The sequence below is a fragment of the Corynebacterium sp. EPI-003-04-2554_SCH2473622 genome, from assembly GCF_001665955.1.
Taxonomy (GTDB): Bacteria; Actinomycetota; Actinomycetes; order Mycobacteriales; family Mycobacteriaceae; genus Corynebacterium; species Corynebacterium pseudodiphtheriticum.
In genome coordinates, this window is sequence record NZ_LZMN01000021.1 from 1 (window position 1) to 10,928 (window position 10,928).

At 55.1% G+C, this 10,928-nt stretch carries 11 protein-coding genes and 1 pseudogene; 4 read left to right on the plus strand and 8 right to left on the minus strand.

All coding sequences use genetic code 11. From position 1 onward, the window contains the following. Both A5774_RS11640 and A5774_RS01815 read left to right on the plus strand, forming a co-directional pair. Positions 1 to 362: pseudogene (locus tag A5774_RS11640) on the plus strand (hypothetical protein); the annotation flags it as partial. Positions 363 to 718: 356 nt separating this feature from the next. Beyond that, positions 719 to 1,354, plus strand: a complete 636-nt coding sequence (locus A5774_RS01815; protein WP_064833141.1) for a DUF6474 family protein — start codon at positions 719 to 721, stop codon at positions 1,352 to 1,354. A gap of 9 nt (positions 1,355 to 1,363) precedes the next feature. Here the strand turns inward: A5774_RS01815 and A5774_RS01820 are convergent, their stop codons facing one another. Next, positions 1,364 to 2,002 carry a response regulator transcription factor gene (locus A5774_RS01820; protein WP_021353445.1) on the minus strand — a complete coding sequence of 213 codons (639 nt, stop codon included), beginning with the start codon at positions 2,000 to 2,002 and terminating at the stop codon, positions 1,364 to 1,366. A gap of 53 nt (positions 2,003 to 2,055) precedes the next feature. Further along, positions 2,056 to 3,378 carry a sensor histidine kinase gene (locus tag A5774_RS01825; RefSeq protein ID WP_021353444.1) on the minus strand — a complete coding sequence of 441 codons (1,323 nt, stop codon included), beginning with the start codon at positions 3,376 to 3,378 and terminating at the stop codon, positions 2,056 to 2,058. 109 nt (positions 3,379 to 3,487) lie between these two features. Between A5774_RS01825 and yidC the strand changes: the two genes are divergently transcribed. After that, a complete protein-coding gene (gene yidC, locus A5774_RS01830; RefSeq protein ID WP_064833142.1) occupies positions 3,488 to 4,750 on the plus strand; it encodes a membrane protein insertase YidC in 1,263 nt (420 codons plus the stop codon). On the opposite strand, the gene A5774_RS01835 is transcribed toward yidC, so the two are convergent. The 4 genes from A5774_RS01835 to A5774_RS11820 all read right to left on the minus strand — a co-directional run bounded on the left by A5774_RS01835 (position 4,747) and on the right by A5774_RS11820 (position 7,080). Next, positions 4,747 to 5,373, minus strand: a complete 627-nt coding sequence (locus A5774_RS01835) for a TetR/AcrR family transcriptional regulator (RefSeq protein ID WP_021353442.1) — start codon at positions 5,371 to 5,373, stop codon at positions 4,747 to 4,749. The two genes, yidC and A5774_RS01835, sit on opposite strands and share 4 nt — an antisense overlap. 188 nt (positions 5,374 to 5,561) lie before the next feature. After that, complete coding sequence (locus A5774_RS01840; RefSeq protein ID WP_021353441.1) at positions 5,562 to 5,819, minus strand: GlsB/YeaQ/YmgE family stress response membrane protein; 258 nt, start codon at positions 5,817 to 5,819, stop codon at positions 5,562 to 5,564. A 3-nt stretch (positions 5,820 to 5,822) separates the two neighbouring features. Next, positions 5,823 to 6,719 carry a universal stress protein gene (locus A5774_RS01845; RefSeq protein WP_023018763.1) on the minus strand — a complete coding sequence of 299 codons (897 nt, stop codon included), beginning with the start codon at positions 6,717 to 6,719 and terminating at the stop codon, positions 5,823 to 5,825. Positions 6,720 to 6,948: 229 nt separating this feature from the next. Continuing rightward, on the minus strand, positions 6,949 to 7,080 hold the full coding sequence (locus A5774_RS11820) for a hypothetical protein (protein ID WP_021353439.1): 132 nt from the start codon (positions 7,078 to 7,080) through the stop codon (positions 6,949 to 6,951). 18 nt (positions 7,081 to 7,098) lie between these two features. Here A5774_RS11820 and A5774_RS01850 point away from each other — a divergent pair, with 18 nt between their 5' ends. After that, on the plus strand, positions 7,099 to 8,103 hold the full coding sequence (locus A5774_RS01850; protein WP_064833143.1) for a pseudouridine synthase: 1,005 nt from the start codon (positions 7,099 to 7,101) through the stop codon (positions 8,101 to 8,103). Positions 8,104 to 8,113: 10 nt separating this feature from the next. Here the strand turns inward: A5774_RS01850 and crtI are convergent, their stop codons facing one another. Further along, entirely contained in the window at positions 8,114 to 9,811 is a 1,698-nt protein-coding gene (crtI, locus tag A5774_RS01855; protein WP_064833144.1) for a phytoene desaturase family protein, read from the minus strand. Continuing rightward, positions 9,808 to 10,746 carry a squalene/phytoene synthase family protein gene (locus A5774_RS01860; RefSeq protein WP_064833145.1) on the minus strand — a complete coding sequence of 313 codons (939 nt, stop codon included), beginning with the start codon at positions 10,744 to 10,746 and terminating at the stop codon, positions 9,808 to 9,810. The genes crtI and A5774_RS01860 overlap by 4 nt, the downstream gene beginning before the upstream one ends. Positions 10,747 to 10,928: the final 182 nt, after the last annotated feature.

The following is a 10,928-nucleotide window of genomic DNA, read 5'->3' on the forward strand; positions in this document are numbered from 1 at the left end:
CCGCAGCGGTCGAACGCCGGGAATTCGATACCTTAGAAGCACTCGCGTGGCAGCCGGATTTGGTAACCGGCGCGGTGCTGGCGGGAACCACGGGTAATCCTGAAACCGGGGACACCGCCGGAAGCATGGGTACGCCTGGCGGGGCTGATACTCCGCACAACGGGCAGGCTGGCAACGATGGCAACACTCCTGTGGACTGGAAAGTCTCCGTCGACGCTCTGGTGCGCACCGGGGACAACGCCTACCTGCCGGTGATGGTCAGCAACCACCGCGTGGCGCGAGAAAAAGCCGGTGGCGCAGTAGCTGTTCTTCCCACTCACCGCGCCGGTTACCAAATCCGGCTGCCACGCGAGTGCTTCTAAGGTATCGAATTCCCGGCGTTCGACCGCTGCGGCATCACCTGCGGGCAGCGGGCCTAAATCTATTCGTTGAAAATTCTTGCGACGGCCGTCGCCAAGCGCGGGGGCTATCGGCAATAAGGCAGCCACCTCTGCCCGGGCATCGGCGCTGCGCAACGCACGTTCTTGCGAAGATTCCGTCGCCGGGGTCTCGGGGTAACGGCGGGCTTGCACCAGGCGATAATGGCAGCCGACGAGGTCATGCGCTTCCACAAATTCCCGACGGCCGATCACAGGTGGTCAGCCTAGTCGAGACCACCAGGTATTGTTGAATCAGCAACTGGTAAAAATACGCAATTTTCAGCAAAGGTGAGCACACCATGGGCTTGATGAAGTCACTCCGTAAGCGCCGCAGCGATGCCAAAGCCGCCGTCAAAGCCGCCAAGGCCCGCGCGAAAGCAGAGATCAAAGCTGATTCGAAGGCACGCGCCCGCCGCGAAAAACTACTGGCAAAGCAAAAACGCGCGATTATTAAAGACGAAAACAAGGGCTTGAAATCCAAACGCAAGCACCAGGAAAAAATGGCGAAGATGGAGCTGGATAAGCTGCAAACCGGCAGATTCAACGCCGATAACATCAAGCGTTTCGCCGGTGCTTCCCGCGTGCTGCTTCCGCTGGCTCTGCCGTTAATTTACCGCGGTATCACTGCCGCGCAGGATCAGTTCAGCAAACGAACCGCACAGCGCTCTGGTGTCACCCCAGAACAGATGGCGCAGTTTAGCGGCCACGGTGCAGATTTGAAGGCGCGCATTCAGGGAATCCGCAATTCGCTGCAGGACACCAGCGTGAAGCCAGGATACAAGCGCGATATTAACGAGCGCTTGGACGAGCTGAAAGCAGCCGTCGACAACGCGGAGTTCATGACCGACCAGCAGCGTCGTCGCGCGCACCGCAGCGTCAGCAACGATATTGACTTAATCACCGAGGATATTCAGCGCAATATCGCTGAAGGGTAACGCGCGCTGTTAAAGCACTCCCTGCTCCCGGGCAGCAGCCACCGCCGAGGTCCGGGAGCGCACACCCAACTTGTCATAGATGTGCACCAAGTGAGACTTCACGGTGGCTTCCGACAACATCAACTCGGTACCGATGTCACGGTTCGACGAACCCGAGGCCACCAGCTTCAACACCTCCAGCTCACGCGGGGTCAACGAGCTGCGCGGGGTGCGTACGCGCGTCATCAAACGATCCGCAACCACCGGCGACAGCGCAGAATCACCTTCTGCTGCCGAACGCACCGCAGCCAACAATTCCGCCGGCGGGGAATCTTTCAACAAATAGCCCACTGCCCCGGCCTCAATTGCGCCGAGGATGTCTGCGTCCGTGTCATAATTCGTCACCACCAGTACTTTTGGCGGGTGTGGCACTGAAGTTTTAATCGTGCGCGTGGCTTCTGCCCCACCCGTTACCCGGTGACCTTCCGCGCCAGCGCCAAATCGAAGATCCATCAACAGCACGTCAATGCCACCAGCATGCGCGGCAGAAATCGCGGCCTCGGCGGTGGCAACTTCGCCAACAACTTCGATGTCTTCCGCATCATCCAAAATTGCGCGCAGCCCAAGGCGTACGATCTCGTGGTCGTCTGCCAGCAAGACTCTGATCATGGTGGACAACTACCCCTTTTCTGACGGTTACTTAGCTTTATCTTACTCCCCGGCTATTCCGTGCACGGCATCGTCACCGATACCGCGGTCCCGCGCCCAGGTTCGGTTTCAATTTCCATCTGTCCGCCTTGCTCGGCGGCCCGCTGCCGCATAGCTGCCAAGCCCACATGCCCCAACCCACTAGGGCGCTTGTCGACGTCGGCAAGATCAAAACCAGCTCCATTATCCACCACGTCCAAACGCACTATGTCCTCATCGTAAGTCAGGGTAATGCGCGCCCGGCTAGCCCCAGCATGCTTGACGACGTTGCCAGTTGCCCCCTGCGCGATACGCAACAATGCGGCCTCGGTTTTCATCGGCAGCTGCCGCGCTGTACCGTCCACCTCTACGTCAATGACGATCTCGCTGGTGTCTGCCCAATTCTGCGCAACACGTTCCAAGGCTTGTTGCAAGGAAGTCTCCGCCAATGTGGCCGGCTGCAACGCGGCGATCATGGCCCGGGCCTCTTGCAAGTTATCAGCGGCCACGGTGCGAGCAAGTTCAATGTGGTGGCGCGGTTGAGACGAATCCACTGCCTCATCGCCCTCATGCGCGGCGTCGATACGATCTAAGCCCCGGTCCGCCGCGTGCAGCAACATTTGAATGGAGGACAACCCCTGCGCCAGGGTGTCGTGAATTTCGTGGGCGATACGCTGGCGTTCGGCATTAATTCCGGCTTCGCGTTCGGATTCCGCTAGCTGCTCACGAGTCTCCATTAACTCATGGATCAGCTGGGCGCGTTGGCGGCTGATGTGGGACAGCGTCGTGAAGGCGAAATAGATTGCGACGGTAACAATAGCAGAGACCGTCGGCCCCATGATGCCGCCCAGGGTGAGTCCAGAGGGAATCTGCATGATCACCGTGATGCTGGTGGCAAACATGACGGAGACAATCCCACGTACCCCATCGAGCACCCGCAGAAACAAAAAGAAAATAGTAAACGCCAGGTAAGCCCCCATTGGGGTGACGAACATAATCGCCATCCACACAGCTAGGAGACCGAAAAGCCAAAATAGTTGGACGCTTTCTTCTTTCTCATCCAGATACACCGAACCGGCAAAATAGATTGCGGCAAAAGCAGTGTACAAAATGAGGTTCAAGCTGGCTTCAGGCAACGGCATACGCAATGAACCGACCACACCAACCACTAACAACACGGCGGTGAGCACATGAATGCCATCACCCAGCACATCACGATCAGCTACTACATCGGCAATCGCGGCCTCTGCCTCTGCTGCGGAATCAGGCGTCACCGCTACCGAACGCGGCACACGTAAATCGGATTCGGACACAACGTCAGTATCACCGTTTTTTGCAACAAGATCCGGGCTGCTCATGCCCACAGCTTACCCAGTGCAGCCGTACGGCTAGACTTTAAACGGCCGGTATTTTTCTGCCTAATCCCCGGCAGAAACGATCCTCGTCGGAAGGAAGCGCGCTCTTTCTATGGAAGCTTTATATGACTTGTTCATGTACCCAGTTTCGGCGGTCATGAAACTATGGCACCTGATCTTTCAAAATATCTTTGGGCTAGAAGACTCCGTGTCATGGCTGGTCTCCATTCCGTTTCTCATCGTCACTGTCCGCGGGCTGATCGCACCATTAACCTGGTATTCCGCCCGTTCTGGGCGCGTCATCGCATTACTTCGTCCGCGCCTAAACGCTCTTGAGGAACAATACGCGGAAGTAACCAGCACCGACGAGATTCGCGAATATCAAAAGAAAAAACAAGCGCTTTACGACGAATACCGTTACAGCCCAGTGATGGGGTGTATCCCGCCACTGATCATGATTCCGGTTTTCATCGGCCTGTATCGGCTGCTGTTGTTAATGGCGAACCCGCTAGAAGGCGGTTCCGGACAGGCAGGCGCTGCGGGCAGCTCTGGCGCAGAAACGGGCATTGCGCCGGCAGAATCAATCGGCTTATTAACTGCCGCGGAGGTCAGCGACTTCCGTCACACAGAATTTTTAGGCATTCCGCTTCCGGCATTCGCCTCGATGGGCCCAGACCTAGAGCAGGCCTTTGGTATTAGCACCACGGAAGTCGTTTCTGGGATGATGCCCGCGCTGCTACTGGCTATTGCATTTACCACAATCAACTTGGTGATCAGTACCTTCCGCGCGTTCTATACCACTGAATGGTCGAATGCTATCGCGCGCCGGTTATTCAAATTCTTGATCGTGATGTCGGTATTTGTGCCGATCATGCTGTTCTTTGTCGCTTTTAACGTGCCGATCCCTTGGGCCATTATCATTTATTGGTTCATTAATAACTTGTGGACCTTGGTGCAATCACTATTGTTCATTGTGCTGGTACGTGTGCGCTACCCACTACGAGAAGAGCATCACGAGGCTCGACGTAAGTCACATCAATTATTCCGGCAGCGGAAAAAGGACCGTAAGCAGAGCAAACGGGAACGCAAACAAGAAAATAAGCGTGCGCGAAAAGATCCGGAGTATGCAAAAAAACTCGCCGCCACCCGCGCAGAAAAACAACGCGCTGCAGAGCAGGAGCGCGCCGAGAAAAAGGAGCTGCGGAAAAAGCAGCAGCAAGCACGACTAGAGATTTCGCGTCAGCGCCGGGCGGAAAAGGCCGAAAAGAAGGCTGCCCAGGCTAGATCTACAAATGCCGACTCTCCGCAGGATACGACTACCGAAAATACCTCTAGCGACGCGAGCGATACCCCAAGGGAAGGTGGGCGCGACTAAATCGAATAGTCCGCTGGTGGCGCCGCTAACATCTGGCGCGCCAGGTCTCGTGCTGTCACCAGCGGGTTGATGCTGCGGGTCAGGCGTGCCCCAGCAAGCCCGCCATCGAGGAAAATAAGCAACTGCGAGGCCTGGGTTGCGGACGGGTAGCCATTTTTCTCGTTTAACAGCGTGGTCATGGTGTCATGCACCCAGCTACGGTGGTTCATGCACGCAGAAATGATTTGCCGTTCAGAGTCAGTCTCTGGCTTTGGATATTCGTTAGCTGCGTTGAGAAAGTGCGAGCCGCGAAAATCCTTTTTTGGTTCATCGTCGATGGCTTTATCGAAGAAAGCCAAAAGCTTGTCTTCCACATTGGTGAGTTCTGCCGTGCGCTGCTGCCAATCTTCTCGAAAGTCCTCGTCAAGTTTCTCGATATAGGCGGTCACCAGCGCGTCTTTGGAACCAAACAACGAATATAGCGAGGCTTTGGCAACATCTGCATCGCGTAAAATCCGGTCAATACCGATCACACGAATGCCTTCAGTGTCGAAAAGTTTGGTGGCAGAGTTGAGCAACCGAGTGCGGGGACTCGGGCGGTTCTGGCGACGGCTAGCCGTCGTCTTCTTCTTGGCGGTGCTCACTCCGGCTCCTTCCTGTTCTCAGCCGTATGCGCGATCAGACCACGCACCTGCACTAGTCGGTCTTCATACAATATAGACCACCCGGTTCAGTTCGCGCGCACTAGTAAGACTTTTTGTATTCAGATTTTGGTCACTAAAAAAGCCAGCCGGTAGAAACCGACTGGCTTAGTGCAGCTACTTTCGCAGCATTATTTCTTAATCGCATTCAGGATAGACAGCAGGATCACTGAACCAAGAATGGCTGTGAGCAGGCTGAACCAGAAACCACCGCCAGCAGCATCGAAGCCGAGCAGGCTCAGTAGCCAACCACCGAGTAGACCGCCGACGATGCCGACAAGGATGTTTCCGAAGAAACCCTGGCTAGAATCTTTAATTTTACCGGCGATCCAACCTGCCAAACCACCGATAATAATCCAGGCGATAATTCCCAAGCTAAGGGTTTCCATTTTTTACTCCGATTCTGGGCGAACAACCATCATTGGGCACGGCGCGGATTGCAACAGTGCACGAGAAGTCGATCCTAGCAGCATTCCTTTGAATCCGCCGCGGCCATGTGAACCGGTCACCAGCAGCTGAGCGTCTTCCGCGTTTTCCGCCAATGCCCGCACCGGACGATCCCGGGTCACGACCTTCTTCACCGGTACCTCTGGGTACTTCTTCACTAAAGCAGACAAGCGCTCATCCATCATCTGCTTTTGTTCTTTTTCAGTTTGTTCCCATTCCTTCTGCGCAGCCGTCAAGCCTGCCAGCGATGCCTGCACCTGCATATCCATCCAGGTGTTGATCGCAATCAGCTCAGAGCCACGGGCGTGCGCTTCGGCAAAGGCGTATTCAGTGGCTTTTTGGGAAACTTCAGAACCATCCACACCGACGACGACTGGGCCATACTTGGAGGATTCGGTAACTCCGGAATCTTCCCGAACCACCACGACTGGGCAGGTGGAGTGGGAAACTACCGCAGCAGAAACAGAGCCCATAACCATGCCAGACAAACCGCCCAGACCGCGGGAGCCCAAAACAATCATGGTGACGTCATTGGAGATCTCCAATAGCATGTCAATCGGAGAGCCCTCGGCCACCGTGTGACCGATCTTAATTTCAGGAGCCACTTCTAAAGCCAGCTTCCGCGCGGCTTCAATCTTGTCTAAAGTTTCGCCTTGCAGCTCGTCATAAAGCTCTTTCGGCGGAGCCATGCCTTCTGCATACAAAAACTGTGGCATCGTGTAGCTAGAAGCCAGACGTAGAGGAACCCCACGCTTTGCCGCTGCATTTGCTGCCCAACGGACAGCCTCGTTGGAAGCATCGGATCCGTCTACTGCTACTACAATGATATCTTCTTTGGACATTGTGACCGCCCTTTCTCCAGGTCGTTTTCAGCCATAACTGGTGAATACCTCTGACCGAACCTGATATGAGCAAATCCGGCGAAAATATCCCTTCCACCACCCAGTATAACCGCGATCACCGACACTGTCCGTAGATTTACAATGCACACCACGGCTGTTTCGTGCTCTTTATCGTGTCCAAAACCAAAGCCCTGTAAAGCGACAAGGCGTGGGAGGAGTGGGAAAACTTTTACTTGTGTGCAGCTTCCGAGTTAGCTGGGTAGAGAAGCTGGAAAATACTGTGCAGTACACGTGAGATGGTGGCGCCAATTTCAGAGGCAAAGAAGTTGGTGATTGGTTCTAAGAATGCGTTTAAATCCATAACGATATAATAAACGACATGCGCCGAAAGTCCACCCCGTTACCCATCAAAGATGGTCTGAACCCCACGCGCATCCGCATTCAAGGCGCCCCACCATCCGGAATTCGAGCTGTCGATGCCGTCGCCGAGGTAATTTTTTCCCAGAGACATCGCCACCCAGATGATAATTGGGAGGCGATTTACCAACGCTTTCGCGATCACGAGGTGGTGCGCCACAACGGCACCCCGCTTTCCCCCAACGAGCTGCTACCCGAAAATTGTGAGGTCTTCTTCTACAAAACCCCTGCCCCGGAAGCCGAAATTCCCTACCAGCTCACGGTAATCCACCGCGACGATGACTTGCTGGTGGTCCACAAGCCACCGTTCATGGCTACGATGCCGCGGGCTCGCCACATTGTGCAAACCGCGACTGTGCAGTTGCGTCGGCTCACCGGTATCCCGGAGATTTCCCCTGCCCACAGGCTGGACCGTTTAACCTCCGGGTTGGTCGTGTTCACCACCCGCTCCGAACTGCGCGGGCCGTATCAAACCCTGTTCGCGCAACGTCAGGTATCCAAGGTGTACGAGGCCGTCGCGGCTTATGATCCAGAGTTGACCGACTCGCTTGCTCACGACGGTCGGCTTAGCTGGCGTTCCCGGCTGGAAAAACACCCTGGCGAATTGCAGGGCCGCTTCGTGGAAGGCGAAACCAATGCGATCACCTATGTAGATGCCATCACTCCGTGCAGCCCGGCAGAACAAACCGAGCTGGAAAAAATCCACGGCCCGCAGCCACCACTGGCGCGCTACCGATTGGCCCCGGTCACCGGCAAAACACATCAACTGCGCCTGCATATGTGGGCGGCAGGAGTACCCATCTTGGGCGATCCTGTTTATCCGCGGATATATAAAGAGGACGAAGAAGATTTTACGGTGCCCATGCATCTCATCGCCCGGGAAATCTCTTTCACCGATCCGTTAAACGGCCGGCAGCGCAGTTTTCGTACCGAGCTAGGGGTGCTCGATACCTTGCAGCAAAGTTAAAGATTCGTTTTTAGTGGCTGCGATTTCGCTTACAGTGGCTGCCATGCAGCACTTCGTCGGCAAGCATGGGACGGGAATCTGTCCGCCCATCGATACGTTTGAGAACATTTTCGGCCGAAATCAGGCACATCGGCACCCCCACCCCGGGCGCGACAGTTGCACCGGCGTAGTAAAGGTTGGAGAGTTTTTTCGACTTATTCTGCGGTCGAAACATCGCGGATTGCCTTAGCGTGTGCGCCGGGCCCAAAGCACCACCGCGCCAAGCATGGAAATCCTTCGCGAAATCTCCTGGCGCGAGCGTATGCCGCACCACAATTCGCTCCGCCAAATCATTAACGCCTGTCACTTGGGCAATCCGAGCCACAGCCTTGTCGACGATAGCTGTTACCGCCGGTGATTCCTGCTGCGCAAAAGCAACATTATTGCGTTCGTCGGCATGATCGCCAGAACCGTAGCCAATCCCCAGATCGGCCGCTGTAGGTACTAGTACAAAAAGATTTTCGTAACCGGCAGGAGCCACTGTCGCATCGGTTGCCGAGGGCTTACACACGTACAGCGATAACGAACTCTTATTTTCGGGTAGCGCGCCGGTTGCCGAAAATACGGCAGAAAAATCCCTCTGCCACTCCGGGGACAGCAGCAATGAATGATGAGCTAGTTCTGGAAGCGCTCCGCGGACGCCCAACATGGCCAGTACGACGCCGATCCCAGGGTCTTTTTTCGCAAAATACGTTTCGGGGTAACTTTGGTATTTGCGAGGAAGCAACACAGTTTCAGTGTGGTGCAGGTCTGCCGTGGACACCACGAGGTCAGGGTAATAAGTCTGGCTACCCTCCGCTGTCCGCACCTCGACGCGCTTGATATGAGCCTTATCCGCCTGTGCACCGGAGTACAACGTGCTGCGGTCCTGCTGGCTGGAGCGTCGTGGGCTGTTATTGCGATCCGCGCAATCCAGACGAACAACCTCGGATCCTAATTCGAAGCGGACACCATGCTCGTGCGCCAATTGTGCGACTGCATCTACAATAGCCCGGAAACCACCGGTTGGATATCGCACCCCCAGTTCCAAGTCAGTGTGGCTCATCAAGTGGTACAAACTCGGGGCTGTACTTGGTTGGGTCGAAAGAAACACCGCTGGATATTGCAGAATTTTACGCAGGCGGTGATCGTGAAATTGCTTCTCGACGAACTGCTGTAGGGGAACCAACAAAAACCGGAGTAGATGCCCGGAACGGCGCAGGACCTCTGGCTGAAAAAACGCAGACGCTGAACGGAAGGTAGTGTACAAAAAATTGCTGAGGGCAACGGAATAAACCAGGTGCGCGGATGCCAGGTAACTACGCAAGCGTGCTCCTGCCCCTGGCTCAATCGATTCAAATAACTCCGTGACCTTGTCTGCCCCACGGGGCACATCGACGTATTCGCCGACGTCTGTCCACACGCGGTAACCCGGATCAAGCACCGACAGTGATAACTGCGCGGCGGTACTTGTACCCATGATGTGGAAAAATTGGTCGTATGCTTCTGGCATCAAATACCACGAGGGGCCGGTTTCAAACCGAAACCCGGAGTCGGATATCTCGCCAATTCTGCCACCAATGGACTCATTCTTGTCGACGACCGTAACCGCAAACCCGCGCCTTGCCAGAAGCCCGGCGGTAGCAAGCCCGCTGATACCTGCGCCTATCACCAACACTTGACGTTTCATGCGCCTGCCTTCCGGGTTAGTTTGTGTAACGCGGCACCATAACCGGAACGAAATATTGCCTGACTGACTATCCGGGTCTTAACCGGCTTCGGGACCGATAGCCTGCGTTTGTTAGTGCCTGCACCGATAACCGCTTCCGGGTGCCGGCAGAGTTTGCCCGCTAATTCCAAGTAAATTTCGGATGCCGCGGCTACCGCCGGTTGCACTTTGGGAGGGAGTAATTTGATCGTTCGTGCGCCCGCTAGCAGATCCGAGCGAGCTTCTGCCAAGATGCTGTTGAATGCTTCTTCTGCGGACGGTGCGGACAAGCGAGGGTAATAATCGCGCCGACGAACTGTAGTGTCTTCAGTGTAATCTCTGAGGAAATTGATTTTTTGTAAGCCGGCGCCGAGGCGTTGTGCCCCCTCCTGTATCCGTGACCAGGTAGCTGAATCTGGGCGTGGTGTCTCGGCGTAAAAAATATCGAGGCATAGCAGTCCTATGACTTCCGCGGAACCATAGATGTATTCTTGCAGCTCGGGTTCGGCGAAGCTGGTAGTGCTCAGATCCATGCGCATTGAGCGAAAGAATGCTTGCATGTGTTCTTCTAGGAATCGACACCGTCGGGCAGTATTGGCGTAAGCGTGCACAATCGGGTCGGTATGAAAACGCTTGTCCGGTGCATTAAGGATGGTCTGTTCATAAGAGGCTAAAGCATTGCTCATGCAATAAGTATTGCCCGCGAGAGAGTTTGCTTTGTGCAGGGTTCCATCAACTATTTCATCCGCTATTCGGACTACCGCGTAGAGGTTGCGGATGTCTCGCCGAATAGGTTTCGGATACAGGCAGGTCGCGATATGAAAGCTGCTTGAATACTGTTTTATGACGGCGCTGGCAGCTTTGTCGGCTGTAGCATCGTAGAGGCTTAGGGATTCATGGCTAACGTTGTCGCTCATCCATTCGTCACCTCTCTATATTCAAGAATCTAACTGTGGATATGTTTGTGGCCCGTGGTTGAATGCACCACCAGGGTGCACCCAACCACGGGCCAAACAAACAATCAAACATGAAATTATACAGTGTCGGCAGCAACCTACTCTCCCACACCCTCCCGAGTGCAGTACCATCAGCTCTACAC

Bases quoted from the DNA above. Each gene is read 5' to 3' on its own strand.
- A5774_RS01815 (WP_064833141.1), top strand. From the start codon at position 719: ATGGGCTTGATGAAGTCACTCCGTAAGCGCCGCAGCGATGCCAAAGCC.
- A5774_RS01820 (WP_021353445.1), bottom strand. From the start codon at position 2,002: ATGATCAGAGTCTTGCTGGCAGACGACCACGAGATCGTACGCCTTGGG.
- A5774_RS01825 (WP_021353444.1), bottom strand. From the start codon at position 3,378: ATGAGCAGCCCGGATCTTGTTGCAAAAAACGGTGATACTGACGTTGTG.
- yidC (WP_064833142.1), top strand. From the start codon at position 3,488: ATGGAAGCTTTATATGACTTGTTCATGTACCCAGTTTCGGCGGTCATG.
- A5774_RS01840 (WP_021353441.1), bottom strand. From the start codon at position 5,819: ATGGAAACCCTTAGCTTGGGAATTATCGCCTGGATTATTATCGGTGGT.
- A5774_RS01845 (WP_023018763.1), bottom strand. From the start codon at position 6,719: ATGTCCAAAGAAGATATCATTGTAGTAGCAGTAGACGGATCCGATGCT.
- A5774_RS11820 (WP_021353439.1), bottom strand. From the start codon at position 7,080: ATGGATTTAAACGCATTCTTAGAACCAATCACCAACTTCTTTGCCTCT.
- A5774_RS01850 (WP_064833143.1), top strand. From the start codon at position 7,099: ATGCGCCGAAAGTCCACCCCGTTACCCATCAAAGATGGTCTGAACCCC.
- crtI (WP_064833144.1), bottom strand. From the start codon at position 9,811: ATGAAACGTCAAGTGTTGGTGATAGGCGCAGGTATCAGCGGGCTTGCT.
- A5774_RS01860 (WP_064833145.1), bottom strand. From the start codon at position 10,746: ATGAGCGACAACGTTAGCCATGAATCCCTAAGCCTCTACGATGCTACA.